This is a genomic window from Pseudomonas sp. LjRoot277 (assembly GCF_964253845.1).
GTDB lineage: Bacteria > Pseudomonadota > Gammaproteobacteria > Pseudomonadales > Pseudomonadaceae > Aquipseudomonas.
On record NZ_CAXURI020000001.1, the window covers coordinates 5368402 to 5385373 of the forward strand.

The 16972-nt window shown below is 60.9% G+C and carries 13 protein-coding genes and 2 pseudogenes; 11 read left to right on the forward strand and 4 right to left on the reverse strand.

Annotation, left to right across the window (positions count from 1 at the left end; genetic code table 11):
- Positions 1 to 76: 76 nt before the first annotated feature.
- From ACSQ87_RS25200 to edd, 4 genes are all read right to left on the reverse strand, one after another.
- On the reverse strand, positions 77 to 1546 hold the full coding sequence (locus tag ACSQ87_RS25200) for an ATP-binding protein (protein ID WP_223431811.1): 1470 nt from the start codon (positions 1544 to 1546) through the stop codon (positions 77 to 79).
- Positions 1536 to 2267 (reverse strand): response regulator, encoded by a 732-nt coding sequence (locus tag ACSQ87_RS25205; RefSeq protein ID WP_007903365.1) that lies wholly within the window; start codon positions 2265 to 2267, stop codon positions 1536 to 1538. Before ACSQ87_RS25205 ends, ACSQ87_RS25200 begins: the two co-directional genes overlap by 11 nt.
- Before the next feature lie 193 nt (positions 2268 to 2460).
- Complete coding sequence (locus ACSQ87_RS25210; protein ID WP_436274614.1) at positions 2461 to 3411, reverse strand: glucokinase; 951 nt, start codon at positions 3409 to 3411, stop codon at positions 2461 to 2463.
- On the reverse strand, positions 3408 to 5234 hold the full coding sequence (edd, locus tag ACSQ87_RS25215) for a phosphogluconate dehydratase (protein ID WP_046049478.1): 1827 nt from the start codon (positions 5232 to 5234) through the stop codon (positions 3408 to 3410). The genes ACSQ87_RS25210 and edd overlap by 4 nt, the downstream gene beginning before the upstream one ends.
- A gap of 220 nt (positions 5235 to 5454) precedes the next feature.
- On the opposite strand from edd, the gene gap reads away from it, so the two are divergent.
- The 11 genes and pseudogenes from gap to ACSQ87_RS25270 all read left to right on the forward strand — a co-directional run bounded on the left by gap (position 5455) and on the right by ACSQ87_RS25270 (position 16811).
- A complete protein-coding gene (gene gap / locus ACSQ87_RS25220; protein WP_046049477.1) occupies positions 5455 to 6456 on the forward strand; it encodes a type I glyceraldehyde-3-phosphate dehydrogenase in 1002 nt (333 codons plus the stop codon).
- A gap of 29 nt (positions 6457 to 6485) precedes the next feature.
- Entirely contained in the window at positions 6486 to 6950 is a 465-nt protein-coding gene (locus tag ACSQ87_RS25225; protein WP_008155845.1) for a methylglyoxal synthase, read from the forward strand.
- 90 nt (positions 6951 to 7040) lie between these two features.
- Complete coding sequence (locus ACSQ87_RS25230; RefSeq protein ID WP_033056830.1) at positions 7041 to 7559, forward strand: RNA polymerase sigma factor; 519 nt, start codon at positions 7041 to 7043, stop codon at positions 7557 to 7559.
- A 124-nt stretch (positions 7560 to 7683) separates the two neighbouring features.
- Positions 7684 to 8649 carry a FecR family protein gene (locus ACSQ87_RS25235; protein WP_436274615.1) on the forward strand — a complete coding sequence of 322 codons (966 nt, stop codon included), beginning with the start codon at positions 7684 to 7686 and terminating at the stop codon, positions 8647 to 8649.
- A gap of 122 nt (positions 8650 to 8771) precedes the next feature.
- Positions 8772 to 11336, forward strand: a complete 2565-nt coding sequence (locus ACSQ87_RS25240; protein ID WP_436274616.1) for a TonB-dependent receptor — start codon at positions 8772 to 8774, stop codon at positions 11334 to 11336.
- Positions 11337 to 11449: 113 nt separating this feature from the next.
- Positions 11450 to 12058: a biliverdin-producing heme oxygenase gene (locus ACSQ87_RS25245; protein ID WP_436274617.1), complete on the forward strand. Its 609-nt coding sequence runs from the start codon at positions 11450 to 11452 to the stop codon at positions 12056 to 12058.
- 111 nt (positions 12059 to 12169) lie between these two features.
- Positions 12170 to 12565, forward strand: coding sequence for a YbaN family protein (locus ACSQ87_RS25250; RefSeq protein WP_436274618.1), 396 nt, complete (start codon positions 12170 to 12172; stop codon positions 12563 to 12565).
- Positions 12566 to 13016: 451 nt separating this feature from the next.
- Positions 13017 to 14024 (forward strand): annotated as a pseudogene (locus tag ACSQ87_RS25255) (PDC sensor domain-containing protein); the annotation flags it as partial.
- A gap of 330 nt (positions 14025 to 14354) precedes the next feature.
- Positions 14355 to 14882: pseudogene (locus tag ACSQ87_RS25260) on the forward strand (methyl-accepting chemotaxis protein); the annotation flags it as partial.
- An 82-nt stretch (positions 14883 to 14964) separates the two neighbouring features.
- Positions 14965 to 16293, forward strand: a complete 1329-nt coding sequence (locus ACSQ87_RS25265) for a CoA transferase (protein WP_436274619.1) — start codon at positions 14965 to 14967, stop codon at positions 16291 to 16293.
- A 152-nt stretch (positions 16294 to 16445) separates the two neighbouring features.
- Positions 16446 to 16811: a DUF5064 family protein gene (locus ACSQ87_RS25270; RefSeq protein WP_436274620.1), complete on the forward strand. Its 366-nt coding sequence runs from the start codon at positions 16446 to 16448 to the stop codon at positions 16809 to 16811.
- The last annotated feature ends 161 nt before the right edge of the window (positions 16812 to 16972 follow it).

Genomic DNA, 16972 nt, shown 5'->3' on the forward strand with positions numbered 1-16972 from the left:
GGACTGCGCAGCAGTCCTTCTTTTGGGGCCGCTTCGCGCCCCAGCGGGAGCAAGCTCCCTCGCCACAGGATCCGCGTCAATCGATCGATCGAGGCAAATGCAACGTCACCCTTAACCCACCCTCGCGCAAATTCTGCAGGCTGACCTCCCCCCCATGGCTATGCGCAATATTTCGCGCAATCCCCAACCCCAACCCATAACCCTGCTGCTGCCCGGCCAGGCGGAAGTGCGGCTCGAACACCTGCTCCATCCGCTGTTCCGGCACGCCTGGCCCTTCATCGTCCACATGCAGGATGAACGCACTCTGGTCGTCATCAATGTGCAAATGCGCTTTCTGCCCATATTTCAGGGCATTGTCGATCAGGTTGCCGATGCAACGCTTGAGCGCCAGCGGCTTCCCCGGATACGCCGCCAGCGCACGCCCTTGCTGGGTGACGCGACCATTGCCGTTGGGCGCCAGATACGGTTCCACCAGACAATCAAGCACATGGTTGAGGTCCACCGGCTCGATGTTTTCGTGGATGTCGGTGTCTTTCACGCATTGCAGCGCGCCTTTGACCAGCAGCTCCAGCTCATCCAGATCACGGCCGAACTTGGCTTGCAGCGTTTCGTCTTCGAGCAATTCAACCCGCAATCGCAAGCGGGTAATCGGCGTGCGCAAGTCATGGGAAATCGCGCTGAATAACTGGCTGCGCTCGGTCAGGTAACGGCTGATGCGTTCGCGCATCGCATTGAAGGCGCGGCCGACTTCGACCACTTCACTGCCTCCGCCCTCCGCCACGGGTTCGACTTCCGCGCCAAGGGACATGTCCCGTGCAGCTCGCGCCAAGCGCTTGAGCGGCCGGCTCTGCCAGTGCACCAGCAGGCCGATGAACAACAGCAGAAAGCCGCTGGTGAGCACGATGAACCAGACTTGCTGCGCCGGCAGGCCTTGTTCTTCAAGACTGGTGTAGGGCTCGGGCAACAGCGAGGCGATGTACAGCCACTCGCCCGGTGCCATCTGGATTTGGGTGACCAATACCGGCGGGTTCACCGGTTCCAGGGTCAGCGCGTAATGCGCCCAGGAGCGCGGCAATTCATCGAGTTTCAGGCCGCCGTTGAAGATCCGCAGGTCTTCGGGGCTGACGAACGTCACCGAGATATCCGTGTCCTGACCCAGGGACTGGCGCAGCACTTCGTCCACCGCTTTGAGCACCGCTTGCTTGCGCGGGGTGATCGGCAGCACTTCCATGCCCAAGGGTTTGTCGTTGAGCGTCACCACAAAACGGGTGCCACCCATGCTGCGCAGCTGGTCGAGTACCAATGGCCGAAACGCGACCGGCAGAGAGCGGAAGTAGCTGACGCTGGCGGTCATCGAATGAGCGAGGCTACGAGCGCTGGTGACCAGGCCTTCAAGCTGCGTGGCGCGCAATTGCGAGACCCAGATCACGCTCGACAGTGTCTGGGCGAACAACACCGCCAACAGCGTCAGCAGCAACATCCGCCCGAGCAGCGAACGCGGCACGGGAATCCGTGCGGCGAGCTTGCGGAAAAACTCAGTGGCCATTGCTGGCAACCACATTGGCAGCCAGTTGGTAGCCGCTGCCGCGCACGGTACGGATCAGTCGCGGTGGTTTTTCGGTGTCGCGCAGACGCTGGCGCAAACGGCTGACGGCCATGTCGACGATGCGATCCAGCGGCATCAAATCACGACCACGGGTGGCGTTGCCGATGGTGTCGCGATCGAGGATTTCCTGAGGGTGATCGAGGAACAGTTTCAGCAGCGCGAAATCGGCGCCGGAGAGAATCACTTCTTCGCCGTCGATGTGGAACAGCCGATGGCTGACCATGTCCAGCCGCCAATCATCGAAGGCCAGCACTTCACTGCCGGAGCGCTCCTGACCGAACTGCGCGCGACGCAACAGGGCTTTGATGCGCGCCTGTAATTCGCGTGGACTGAACGGTTTGCCGAGGTAATCGTCGGCGCCCAATTCCAGACCGATGACGCGGTCGGCCTCGTCGGAACTGGCCGTGAGCATGATGATTGGCACCTGCGCCTGACGCGGGTGCTGACGGATCCAGCGGCAGAGGCTGAAGCCGTCTTCGTCCGGCAGCATCACGTCGAGGATCACCAGATCGCTCGGCGCCTCGTTCAACGCCTGACGAAAGCCCGCACCATCAGGCGTGGTACGAACCTGGAAACCGGCGCGGGTCAGGTAGGTGTCCAGCAACTCGCGTATCTCTTGATCGTCATCGACCAACAAAATCGACTTGTTGACTGAGCTCACGGGGCGGCGTCCTTGTTGTTTGAATTGGGCGGATTATGCCTTAAGCGCGGAATCTACAAACACCACAAAACCCATGTGGGAGCGGGCTTGCTCGCGAAAGCGGTGTATCAGTCGACATCAATGTTGAATGTCAGTCCGCTTTCGCGAGCAAGTCGAATCGTCGCACCGCCGCTCCCACATTTTTGATCGCATTTCAGGCCTGCTCGAGCGCAACACCCGCGCCAACCAGGCCGGAATACGGCGCCGTCACCAGCCACACCGGGATGCCTTTGAAGTAATCGCTCATGCAGCCCTTGTCGGCAAAGCACCGGGCAAAGCCGCTTTCGATGAAGAAATCGGCGAACCGCGGAATCACCCCGCCCACGATGTACACGCCACCACGCGCACCGGTGGTCAGCACATTGTTGCCGGCCACACGACCCAGCCAGCAGCAGAATTGCTCGAGCACTTCCAGGGCAATCGGATCGCCGGCCAGTCCGGCCGCGGTAATTGACTCGGGGGAATCCAGCACCGGTTCATGACCGTCCACCGCACAAATCGCCCGATAGACCCGCGGCAAACCGCTGCCGCTCAACGCCGTTTCAGCGCTGACATGGCCGATCTCATTGAAGATGTGCTGCCACAACTGAGTTTCCCGTGGGCTGCTCAGCGGCAAATCGACGTGGCCGCCCTCCCCCGGCAACGCGGCGAAACGACCTTCGCCCAGATCCAGCAACGTGCCAACACCGAGGCCAGTCCCCGGACCGATCACCACCGCCGGCCGCAACGGTTCCGGCGTGCCTTCGCAGACCACCCGAAACTCGTCCGGCTGCAAACGAGTCATGCCCAGCGCCATGGCCGAGAAGTCGTTGACCAGCAACAGTTGATCCACCTGCAAGGTCTGGCAGAACCCCTTGCGGCTCAGTCGCCAGTGATTATTGGTGAACTTGAATTCATCGCCGCTGACGGGGCCGGCCACCGACAGGCACACCGAACCGATCGAACCCGGCGCCAGGCCAAGCCCGCTCAGGTAGAGGGCAATCGCCTCTTCCGGGCTGGCATGGTCGGCCGTTGCCAGCACCTGGATCGATTCCAGCTGCTGGTTTTTCCACAACGCGAAACGTGCGTTGGTCCCACCGATGTCACCGACCAAAGCCAGTTTCAATTAAGCGTCTCCAGGGCAGAAGTAAAGGCGCTGGCGCCCTGCTCCGCCGAGCTGAAGGCCATGCGCATGAAACCAAACAGTTCGCGACCGCTGCCAATGTTATTGCCCAACAGGCCCTTGGCAGGTTCGCGCGCTGCGAATTCGTCGGCGTCCACCTTAAGCTCCAGAGTGCCTTTGACGCCATCGACGCGGATGATATCGCCCTCTTGCACCCGCGCCAAAGCGCCGCCCACATAGGCTTCGGGGCTGACATGAATCGCCGCCGGGATTTTCCCCGACGCACCGGACATGCGCCCGTCGGTGACCAGCGCGACTTTGAAGCCGCGATCCTGCAGCACGCCGAGGAACGGCGTCATCTTGTGCAGCTCCGGCATGCCGTTGGAGCGCGGGCCCTGGAAGCGCATCACGGCGACGAAATCCTTCTCGAGCAAACCGGCCTTGAACGCATCGGCCAAGTCCTGTTGATCCTGGAACACCATGGCCGGTGCTTCGACGACCTGGTTTTCCAAAGCAACGGCGGACACTTTCATCACACCGCGACCGAGGTTGCCTTCCATGACCCGCAAGCCGCCCTCTGGCGAGAACGCGCGCGCGACCGGACGCAGGATGGTTTCGTCGAGGCTTTCGATCGGGCCTTCGCGCCAGACCAGTTCGCCGTTTTCAAGGAACGGTTCCATGGTGTAGCGGCTCAGGCCGTGGCCCAGCACCGTGTTGACGTTTTCGTGCAGCAACCCGGCTTCCAGCAGTTCGCGGATCAGGAACGACATGCCGCCCGCCGCCTGGAAGTGGTTGATGTCGGCTTTGCCGTTCGGGTAGACGTGGCTCAGGGTCGGCACCACCTCGGAGAGGTCGGCCATGTCCTGCCAGGTCAATTGAATGCCCGCCGCCATGGCGATCGCCGGCATGTGCAAGGTGTGGTTGGTCGAGCCGCCGGTGGCGTGCAACGCGACAATCGAGTTGACCAGCGAACGCTCGTCGACGATTTCGCCGATCGGCATGAAGTCGCCGCTCTGCTTGGTCAGACGCGTGACCTGATGCGCCGCTTCGCGGGTCAGGGCATCACGCAACGGGGTGTTCGGATTGACGAAAGAGGCGCCCGGCAAGTGCAGGCCCATGACTTCCATCAGCAACTGGTTGGTGTTGGCGGTGCCGTAAAAGGTGCAGGTACCCGGGCTGTGGTAGGACTTCATCTCCGATTCCAGCAGCTCTTCGCGGCTGGCCTTGCCTTCGGCGTAGCGCTGGCGGACGTCGGCTTTCTGCTTGTTGGAAATACCCGAGACCATCGGACCGCCCGGCACGAAGATCGTCGGCAAGTGACCGAAGCGCAGCGCGCCCATCATCAGACCCGGCACGATTTTGTCGCAGATGCCGAGCATCAGCGCGCCGTCGAACATGTTGTGAGACAGCGCCACGGCAGTGGACAGCGCAATCACTTCGCGGCTCGGCAGGCTCAGTTCCATGCCCGGTTCGCCTTGGGTCACGCCATCGCACATGGCCGGGGTGCCGCCGGCGAACTGGCCGACGGAACCGATTTCGCGCAGGGCCTTTTTGATCTGTTCAGGAAAGACTTCGTACGGCTGGTGCGCCGAGAGCATGTCGTTATAGGACGAAACAATCGCAATGTTCGCGGAGTTCATCATCCGCAGACTGTTCTTGTCGTCGGTGCCGCAACCGGCCACGCCGTGGGCGAAGTTGGCGCATTGCAGCTTGCCGCGCATGGGACCGTCGCTGGCAGCACCACGAATCAGTGCAAGGTAAGCCTCACGCGTGGCGCGGCTACGGGCGATAAGCCGTTCGGTGACCTCAAGGACGCGGGGATGCATGTTTAGAACTCCAGGCTAACGGATGTGGCGACCTGATTGTCTATGCTGAACAAGAGCCGTTGTCGATGGGATGACAGACGGTTTTCTTGATCGGTCGGACCAGTTGATTCAGGTCACTCGTTGTAGATTGAACAAAATATTGCCATTAAAAAGGCTTGTTTTCTATTTTTATGCGAATAATCTTGTAATTCCAACAACAAAACGACGGCGGCCCTGTTAAATGACTCTTCGAATCGCAATCAATGGTTTTGGCCGAATTGGCCGTAACGTCCTGCGCGCACTGTATACCCAAGGGTATCGCCAGGATCTGCAGATCGTTGCCATCAATGACCTGGGCGATAGCGCGATGAACGCTCATCTGCTCAAGTACGACACTGTTCACGGCACGTTCGATGCCGATGTCCAGCACGATCTGGAAACCCTGACCGTCAACGGTGACCGTATTTCTGTCAGCGCCATTCGCAACCCGGCCGAGCTGCCGTGGGCTGCCGAGCAGATCGACGTCGTATTCGAATGCACCGGTTTGTTCACCGACCGCGCCAAAGCCGCCGCGCATATTACGGCCGGCGCACGCAAAGTGATCATCTCGGCCCCGGCCAAAGGCGCCGACGCCACGGTGGTGTATGGCGTTAACCACGACATTCTGCGCCAATCGCACCAGATTATTTCCAACGCGTCGTGCACCACCAACTGCCTGGCCCCGGTGGCCCAGGTGTTACACCGCGAGCTGGGAATCGAAAGCGGCCTGATGACCACTATTCACGCCTACACCAACGATCAGCACCTGACCGACGTCTATCATGTCGATCCGTATCGTGCGCGTTCGGCCACCCAGAACATGATCCCGAGCAAAACCGGCGCGGCTGAAGCGGTCGGTCTGGTGCTGCCGGAACTGGCGGGCAAACTGACCGGTATGTCGGTGCGCGTGCCGGTAATCAACGTGTCGCTGGTGGACCTGACCGTGCAACTCAAACGCGAAGCGTCGGCCGATGAAGTGAACGCGCTGCTGAAAGAAGCCAGCCAGCACTCGAAGATTCTCGGTTACAACACCCTGCCGCTGGTCTCCAGCGACTTCAACCACAACCCGCTGTCGTCGATCTTTGACGCCAACCACACCAAGTCCAGCGGCAAGCTGCTCAAGGTACTGGCCTGGTACGACAACGAATGGGGCTTCTCCAACCGCATGCTCGATAACTGCCTGGCGCTGTGCAACGCAGAGTAAGCGAAGCTTACGAGTAGGAGCAGCAACCGATGATCGGTATCAGCTTTACGCAAAAGACCATGGCAGCGCGCAAGCGTATTGCCTTGGTCGCCCATGACCACTGCAAAGTGTTTTTGCTGGACTGGGCCGAGCGGCAGAAAGACAGGCTCGCACAGCATGAACTGGTCGCCACCGGCACCACCGGGTTGTTGTTGCAACAACGCCTGGATTTGCCTGTGGAGAGCATGATCAGCGGCCCATTGGGCGGCGACCAGCAACTCGGTGCGCGAATCGCCGAGCAGCGGGTCGACATGCTGGTGTTCTTCTGGGACCCGTTCGAACCACAGCCGCACGACCCGGACATCAAGGCGTTATTACGAGTCGCGGCGGTCTGGAACATTCCCGTCGCCTGCAACGAATGCAGCGCCGACTACCTGCTCAGCAGCCCGATGATGGAGCAGGCGCACGAACATCGGATCCCCGATTACGCGACCTATCTGCTGGGCCGCGCCTAGCCCTTCGCAAATCAGCTTCACAAATCAATACTTGACCACTCGAGCGGATGATAAGCATTATCATTCGCTCGAAATGGATCAGGTTCTCCCGTGAGTCAATCTCGCTTCAATCACGTCTTCATCGCCCAGCGAGTCTCTCTGCTGCGCACATTGGAGCGGATGGTCAACAATCACAGCACCGCCGAAGACCTCCTGCAGGAGACCTACCTGCGAGTGACCCGGGCGCTCAGTGAGCGGGCCATCGATCACCTTGAACCGTTCGTTTTCCAGACCGCCCGCAACCTGGCGCTGGACCATTTGCGTGCGCGGCGCATTCAGTCGCGCACGATGCTCGACGACGTGCCGCTGGACGTGGTGGAAAGCGTCGCCGCCCCTGCCAGCAGTGCCGAGGACGCCGCCCATGCCGAACAATTGCTCGAGCGCTTGAACGTGAGCCTCAATGAACTCAGCGCCCGTCAGCAGCAGATTTTCATCCTCAGCCGTCTGCACGGGCACAGCTATCTGGAGATCGCCGAAAAGCTCGGCGTGTCATTGAGCACCGTGCAAAAGGAGCTGAAATTGATCATGGCGATCTGCATCGGCGTGGCCGAACGGTTAAACGGCGACTGAATCTGTAGGTTAATTCTCCATGTGTGAGGATGACCTGCACTGACTATCGGGCTTTGCTACCCTTGCCCCACTTTCAAGCTTCACTAAAAAAACAGCGGTGCCAAGACACTGCCGAGGAAACACCGTGACGGACACCCACCGCTCCCTTCCGCCCTCCCCGGCGCGGGACCCCGCAAGTGCGATGGACCAGGCCCTGGACTGGCTGATCGTGCTGGACAGTCCGAGCGAGGAACAGACCCGACAGTTTCACGAATGGCTGGCCGCCGATCCGTTGCATGCCGAGGCGTTCGCCAAGGCTCAGGCGATCTGGGAAGGCCCGCAGGTCGTGCAATGCGCGCAAAGCCTGGCCGCCCGGCCGCCGAAAGTGACCGTCCTGTCGCGCCTGCGCCCCCACTGGAAACCCTTGGCCACCGCCGCCGTGCTGATCCTCGGTTTGTTCAGCTTCAGTAATCTGCCGATTCGCCTGCAGGCTGATCACCTGACCGTGGTCGGTGAACGCCAGCGGCTGCAACTGGAGGACGGCTCGAAGGTCCTGCTCAATACCAATTCGGCCTTCTCCAGCACCATCAACGATCAACAGCGCGTGGCCCGTTTGTATCAGGGCGAGGCGTTTTTCGAGGTCGCGGCCAATCGTGGCCAGCCGCTGGAAATCGACGCAGGGCCGGTCAAGGCCAGCGTTCGGGACACCGCGTTTGCGGTGCGTTATCTGGACGGTGTGGCACAGATCCGGGTGCAGCGTGGGGATGTCGACTTGCGAGCGACCCGCGACGACGCGCGAATCCGATTGTCCGCCGGAGAAAGCGTCCGCATCGGCCCAAACGGTTTCGATCGCCCCGCCAAACTCGATGCCGCGACCGACCTGGCGTGGGTCCAGGGTCGACTGGTGTTCGAAAACTGCCCGCTGAGCCAGGTGCTGGCGGAGCTAAGTCGTTACTACCCAGGCTGGATCATCAACAACAACGAGCAGTTGGCCGACATCTCCGTCACCGGCAATTACCGCCTCGACCAGCCGTTGGACGTGGTCCGTTCGCTGGCTCACATCACTTCGGCGCGGCTCCGGGAATTCCCGGCGCTGGTGATTTTGAACTAAATGAGAATTATTTTTACTCGATAGCCAAATCCCGTACGTCTCGTTATAGCCAATGCAATTGATTCTTATCTACGGATTCGGATCAGCACCTATAAAGATTCGTGCGACACGGAGCGCTATCGATGTCCTCTCGCCTTACCCGCCAACCTTCTTCACCTTCTCGCGTGCTGTCGCTGCTGACCGCCGCTATCCTGATGGCCGGCAGCGCGCAGCTCTGCGCCGCCACCGCGGCAGAGCAACCGACCCGCAACATGGGCGATTACGCGTTCACCATCCCTCAGCAGTCGCTGGTCTCGGCGCTCAATGCCTTTACCGCCGTGACGGGTTGGCAAGTCGGCTTGCCGGCAGAACTGGCTGAAGGCGTGGCCTCGCCGGGCGTACGGGGTTCGCTGCCGCCAGAGAAAGCCCTCGATCGCCTGTTGGTGGGGACCAACCTGAGCTATCGCAAACTGGGCACCAACAACATCGTGCTGGAGAAGCGCAGCAACAGCAACGCGCTCAACCTGGACCAGGTGACCATCAGCGCCACCCGCCAGGAACAGGACGTGAACAGCGTGCCGAGCACTGTCACCGTCTACACCCGCGAAGAGCTGGACCGCAACAACGTGAATAACATCAAGGATCTGGTGCGCTACGAGCCCGGTGTTTCGGTGGGCGGCGCCGGTCAACGCGCCGGTCTCACGGGCTACAACATCCGCGGTATCGACGGCGACCGCGTACTGACCCAGATCGACGGTGTGCAAGTGCCCGACAGCTTCTTCAACGGCCCATACGCCCAGACCAACCGCAACTACGTCGATCCTGAGATCGTCAAGCGCGTCGAGATTCTGCGCGGCCCGGCATCCGTGCTTTACGGCAGCAACGCCATCGGCGGCGCGGTCAGCTACTACACGCTGGACCCGGACGACATCATCAAACCGGGCAAGGATGTCGGCGCACGCCTGAAAACCGGCTACAGCTCGGCCGACGACAGCTGGTTGACCTCCGGCACCGTGGCCGGCCGCACCGGCGACTTCGACGGCCTGTTGCACTTGAGTCAGCGCAATGGTCATGAAACAGAGTCCTACGGTGAAACCGGCGGAACCGGCCTGAACCGCACCGAGGCCAACCCCGAGGATGTGCGCACCACCAACGTGCTGGCCAAACTGGGCTGGGACTACGCCGACGATGCGCGCTTCGGCCTGACTTACGAGCACTACAAGGATGACCGCGACACCAACCAGCTGAGCGCAGTGGGCGGCCCGTTCAACGCAGGACGCGGTTTCGGCTTCTATAAATCCCGTACCGGCAACGACACCGTCACCCGCGAACGCTTCGGTCTGGAACACAGCTTCGGCCTGGACAGCGTCCTGGCTGACAACATCAAGTGGACGCTGAACTACCAGATCGCCAAGACCGACCAGAGCACCGAAGAAATCTACGCGCCGTCGCGCACGGTGCTACGCAACCGTGATACCACCTACAAGGATCGCCAATGGGTGTTCGATGCCCAGGCTGACAAGTCGTTTGCCATCGCCGACACCGACCACCGTGTCACCTACGGCACCACCCTCAAACAGGACAAAGTCACCGGCCTGCGCACCGGTAGCGGCACCTGCCTGACCGTGGCCGGCGCTTGCCGGGTCATCGGTGCCGCCAGCGCCGCCGATACCCTGAAACCCGCCAGCGACTTCCCGGATCCGACCATCAACAGCTACAGCCTGTTCGCCCAGGATCAGATCAGCTGGGGCAACTGGACTTTCCTGCCCGGCGCACGCTACGACTACACCGAGCTCAAGCCGCACATCACCGACGAATTCCTGGTCACCGCCGACCAGAGCGGCAACGGTGTGGTGAGCGACGACACCAAGACTTGGCATCGTCTGTCGCCAAAATTCGGCACCACCTATAGCTTCAACGACCACTACACCTGGTATGGCCAGTACGCCGAAGGCTTCCGTACACCGACCGCCAAGGCGCTGTACGGTCGCTTTGAAAACCTGGCCGGCGGCTATCAGGTCGCACCGAATCCTGATCTGGAACCGGAAAAGAGCAAGAGCTATGAAACCGGCCTGCGCGGCCAGTTCGACGCAGGCACTTTCGATGTGGCGGTGTTCTACAACAAATACCGCGACTTCATCGACGAGAACGCCATCACGCCCGGCTACACCGAGACCACCTTCCAGAGCAACAACATCGCGCACGCCACCATCAAAGGCGTGGAGCTCAAGGGTCGCCTGAATCTGGACAGCTTCGGCGCCCCGACCGGTCTCTACACCCAGGGTTCGGTGGCCTACCTGTACGGCCGAAACGATGACAGCGGCCAGCCGCTTAACAGCATCAACCCGCTGACTGGTGTGTTCGGCCTGGGTTACGACCAAGACAACTACGGCGCCCTGTTGAGCTGGACACTGGTCAAGCGCAAAACCCGCGTCGACAGCACCAGCTTCAAAACCCCGGACGGCACCAGCACCCAGTTCAAGACCCCAGGCTATGGCGTGCTCGACCTGGCCGGCTTCTACAAGGTGACCGACGACGTAACCGTCAACGCCGGTTTGTACAACCTGACCAACAAGAAGTACTGGCAGTGGGATGACGTGCGCGGTTACGACAGCGTCGGCGAAGCCTCGGTCACTCAACCGGCCAACCTCGACCGCCTGACCCAACCGGGTCGCAACTTCGCGATCAATCTGGTCTGGGATATCTGACCCTGCCACCTCACTGCGTTGCTTTATAGAAGTGGCGTAGTGAGGTTTTTTTACTGTCAGGCGCCTGCTTGTTCGTCTCGTTACCAAGCGCCTCTTTTTCTCAAGGACTTCTCATGACCGCTCAGGACACTGCTCAACGCCCAGCTCTGCGTTCGCAACGTTTGAACCAGATCACAAACGAGCCTCATACCAAGCTTGATGCCTTGGTCAAAGCCCACGCACCGTTCGAAACCCAGGCCAACTTCGCGCGTTTCGTGGTGGCTCAGTATTTGCTTCAGTCGGAACTGGTGTCGCTGTACAACGATGCCGAATTGACCGCCATCGTCCCGGACCTGCCAGCTCGCTGCCGTGCTGAAGCGGCCAAGGCAGATCTGGCGGACCTGGAAACTGAAGTTCCAGCGCCCGTCGCCGGTGCCGTGAAGAATCCAACCAAAGCAGAAGCACTGGGTTGGCTGTTCGTGTCGGAAGGTTCGAAACTTGGCGCGGCGTTCCTGATCAAGCGAGCTGTCGGTCTGGGGTTAAGCGAAACCTTCGGTGCTCGTCATCTCGGTGAACCGGCCGGTGGCCGCGCTGAAGGCTGGAAGAGCTTCGTCAAAACCCTCGACGGGTTGGAACTCAGCGCACAGGAAGAAGCCGAGTTGGATAAAGGCGCTATCGACGCGTTCAACCGCTTCACCGTGTTGCTGGAACAGGCCTACGCCACCACCCCCGAACTCGCCTGAGAATACGGACCTGTGGGAGCGGGCTTGCTCGCGAAAGCGGTGTGTCAGTCAGCATCAATGTGGCCTGTCACACCGCTTTCGCGAGCAAGCCCGCTCCCACAAGGAAAGCGCATGCCTCACTCAACATCCTCAAAACTCGCCCGAATCCTTTTCGGTCTCCTGGCCTACCTCAGCCTGGGCATCGGCTTGATCGCCATTGTCGTACCCGGCCTGCCGACCACCGAGTTCATCCTGCTGGCCGCCTGGGCCGCGACTAAAAGTTCGCCGCGCCTGAGCGCCTGGCTGGAAAACCATCGGCTGTTCGGTTCCATCCTGCGCAACTGGCGCAACGGCAAAATCATCACCCGCCGAGCCAAGCTCAGCGCCACCGTCAGCATGCTGCTGTGCGCCGGGTTGATGCTGGTGACGCTCGATCATGGCTGGCCGATCTATCTGGCGATTGCCGGCATGAGTCTGGGCAATCTGTGGATCTGGTCGCGGCCGGAATCGTTGCCGACAATTTCCTGAATTTTTGTCCTTTTCAGGGCATTTTCCTGCGCAAACGGTCACCTGTTACCGTTCGTCGGCTTCGCGTTCATGCAACCTTTGCCCACGCCGATGTGCATTAAATGGCGCTGAATGGACTTGGCGAACCGGGTCGATCCCGACTCACAGCCAACACCTCATCCATTCGCGAGTTCGTCCTATGTTCGACTCTCTCTCCATCCGCCTGAAAATCGTCCTGCTCTCCGGTCTGTGCCTGCTGGGCGTGGTCGTCCTGATCGTCGGCATGAACATCTACCAGACCGATCAGAACGATGAACTGGTCAGCGCCTCCAGCAGCAAGATGCTCACCGCCAGCGTGCAGAACCTGCTCCAGGCCAAGGCCGCCGAGCAAGCGGTGCGGGTGCAGAAGACCTTCGGCGAAAACCTGCTGGTGGTGACCGCCTTGGCCGATCAGATCAAGGACATGCGCAACATGGCGACCAAGCGCTCCCTTGACGCCGGCGCCCTGCGTGAAGAGTTGAACCAGAGCCTGAAAACCGCCTTCGAGCGCAACGGCAAAGTACTCGGCATTTGGCTGGCATTCGAGCCCAATGGCCTCGACGGCAAGGACAGCGAATTCGCCAACGATGCGGCTCGCCAGTCCAACGAAGCCGGTCGTTTCGCCAGCTACTGGAGCCGTGCCGGCGGTGTCGGGATCAACACGATAATGGTCGAAGACGACATGACCAAAACCACCTTGAGCCTCAGCGGCACGCCCTATAACAGCTGGTACACCTGCCCTCGCGACAGCAAGCGCACCTGCCTGCTCGACCCGTATGCCGACACCGTCGCCGGCAAGGAAATGCTGATGACCACCATTTCCGTACCGCTGCTGGTGGATGGCAAATCCATCGGCGTGGTCGGTGTGGACATCGCCCTCGACGCGCTGCAAGCCGCGGCGGTGGACTCCCAGCGCGATCTGTTCAACAGCGCCGGGCACATGCTGATCGTCTCCGGCAGCGGTGTACTCGCCGGTTACAGCGTCGACGCGAGCAAGGTCGGCAAAAGCATCGGCGACACTCTGGGCGCAGACGGCAAGGACGTTCTGCAATTGCTCAGCGGTGGGACGCCGAAGATTCTCGAACAGGGCGACCTGATCCGTGCGGTGTACCCGGTCAGTCCGATTGCCGAGTCCAAGGCCTGGGGCGTGGTGATCGACCTGCCGAAACAGGTGTTGCTGGCCGACTCGGTCAAGCTGCAAGCCGTACTCGATGACGCCCAGCAAAGCGGCACGATCAAAGCCGTGTTGGTAGCGGTAATTGCCGGCCTGGTCGGGCTGTTGCTGATCTGGCTCACGGCGTCCGGCGTGACTCGGCCGATCAACAGCGTGGCCGAGATGCTCAAGGCGATTGCCAGCGGCGACGGCGACCTGACGCAGCGTCTGCACTACAGCAAGGAAGACGAACTGGGCGAACTGGTGAGCTGGTTCAACCGTTTCCTCGACAAGCTGCAACCGACCATCGCGCAGATCAAACAGAGCATCACCGATGCGCGCGGCACCGCCGACCAGTCTTCGGAAATCGCCCGCCAGACCAGCGAAGGCATGCAGGTGCAGTTCCGCGAAATCGACCAGGTCGCCACTGCGTCCAACGAAATGAGCGCCACCGCCCACGACGTCGCCAACAGTGCGTCAAACGCGGCGAATGCGGCCAAGGGTGCCGACCAGTCGGCCCGCGACGGCATGCAGATCATCGAACGCAGCACCCGCGACATCAATCAATTGGCCGACGAAGTCAGTAAGGCGGTGACCGAAGTCGAAGCACTGGCGGTCAACAGCGAGCAGATCGGCTCGGTGCTGGAAGTGATCCGCAGCATCGCCGAACAAACCAACCTGCTGGCGCTCAACGCGGCGATTGAAGCAGCGCGTGCCGGCGAGAGCGGTCGCGGGTTTGCGGTGGTCGCCGATGAAGTGCGCAATCTGGCCAAACGCACCCAGGACTCGGTGGAAGAAATCCGCATCGTCATCGAGCGCATCCAGACCGGCACTCGCGGCGTGGTGGCCACGATGCATTCGAGCCAGACCCAGGCTCACAGCAACGCCGGGCAGATCCAGCAAGCTGTGCAGGCCTTGAGCAAAATCAGCGACGCAGTAACGGTCATCAGCGACATGAACCTGCAAATCGCCAGCGCCGCCGAACAGCAAAGCGCCGTGGCCGAAGAGGTCAACCGCAACGTCTCGGCGATCCGCACCGTCACCGAAACCCTGACCGGCCAAGCCACCGAATCGGCACAGATCAGCAGCCATCTCAATTCGTTGACCTCCCACCAGATGAAACTGATGGATCAGTTTCGGGTGTAACCCTCAAAAGATCGTCCGAAGGCTCGGGCCGCGTTCGGACGATCTTTTGATCTATGCTGCCCTCTCTCCCGGAGGGCCTTCGATGACTGATTTACTCACGTCCATTCAAGCCGCACTCGGCTTGCCTCACACGCCGATTCCATTCACCTCGAGCGGCGCCCTGCCCTCGGCGTTTGCCGTCACCGACCTGGCATGCGCCAGCATTGCCGCTGCCGGCCAGGCTGCCAGCGAATGGCTGCAGCAACAAACCGGTCGCTTACCCAGCCTTGAGGTCGATCGGCGCCTGGCCTCTTTCTGGTTCGCCACGTCGATCCGCCCGTTAGGCTGGACCGTCCCGCCACTCTGGGATCCGGTCGCCGGTGACTACGCCACAAAGGATGGCTGGATCCGTCTGCACACCAACGCGCCCCATCACCGCGCCGCTGCCGAAAAAGTGCTCGGCGCCTGTGCCGACCGTGCGGCGATGGCAAGCAAGGTTGCTCAATGGGCCAAAAGCGATCTGGAGCTGGCCGTGGTCGATGCCGGTGGCTGCGCCGCCGAAATGCGTAGCTGGGCGCAATGGCAGGCGCATCCTCAAGGTCAGGCTGTGAACGCCGAGCCGCTGATTCAGTTTGCTGAAAACAACCGCCAGAACGCGAAACCGTGGCAAGGCTCGGTGGCGCAACCGCTGGCCGGGATCAAGGTGCTGGATTTGACTCGAGTGCTCGCCGGACCGATCGCCAGCCGTTTTCTGGCAGGCCTCGGCGCCGACGTTTTGCGGATCGACCCACCGACCTGGAACGAACCCGGCGTGGTGCCGGAAGTCACCCTGGGCAAACGCTGCGCACGCCTGGACCTGCACGACAAGACTGATCGCGCGGTGTTCGAAAGCCTGCTCAAGGACGCTGACATTCTGCTCCACGGCTACCGCGCCGACGCACTGGAACGCCTGGGTTACGGTGTCGCCGAACGCCAGAAACTGGCGCCCGGCCTGATCGACGTCAGCATCAATGCTTACGGTTGGAGCGGCCCGTGGCAGAACCGCCGCGGCTTCGACAGCCTGGTGCAAATGAGCAGCGGAATCGCCGACGCCGGCCGGCAGTTGAAACGCGCGGACAAACCGACGCCATTGCCCTTGCAAGCGCTCGATCACGCCACCGGGTATTTGATGGCGGCCAGTGCGATTCGATTGTTGGGGCGTAATGGATCGGCGCGGTTGTCGTTGGCGCGTACGGCGAAGTTGCTGATTGAAAATGGTGCGGGAACAGATGAGCCGTTGCGGGCGGAGGATGACAACGATCAAGGGTTGTTGATTGAGCAGACGCCTTGGGGACCGGCGCATCGGTTGCAGGTGCCATTGAAAATTACGGGGACGCCGCTGCAGTGGGCACTTCCGGCTTCGGAATTGGGGTCGCATCGCGCGCAGTGGTAGCCGACTGATCGTTCGCCCGACAGACTGGAAAAGTCGCGGTAATCGGTCCACTCTCGGACACGGCGACACCGGATAAACTATCAATAAAGGAAACTCCGAGGGCAGGCCTGAGGTCTGCCCTGATTCAATGCCTTTTTGAAGGAGAAACGCCAATGGCAACGTTCGAGCCCGGCCACCTGCACATCGAGCGCCACGCGCTGACCAAGGACGATTACGGTTACAACCTGCACATCGAATATGCAGTCAGCCAAGATCCCAAGGAAGGCGAAGGCATGCTGTTCAAGATGCATGGCACGGTTGGGGACAAGGCGTTGAAGGAAGAATTCTTTCTGCCCAAAGATCAGGCCTTCGACTTCGCCCGACATGCCACGCGCATCGCGCAGAAGTACGGGATGCCCAAAGAGGCCAGTATCGGCTCGATACACAAGGAGTACGACGCCATGTTTGAAGATGTGCGTGCGCAGCTCCACGTCAAATCCGGTGATCCGGTGAAACCTGAGCATCTGGATCGAATCTGAAGCCCCCCCTCACCCTAACCCTCTCCCCACGGGGAGAGGGGACTGACCGAGTTGCTCTTTCGAGTTACATCGACCTGAGATATCGAATCGAACTCAGGATTTGAAAGCGACATATATCTACCCCCTTTCCCCCTCTCCCCACTGGGGAGAGGGCTGGGGTG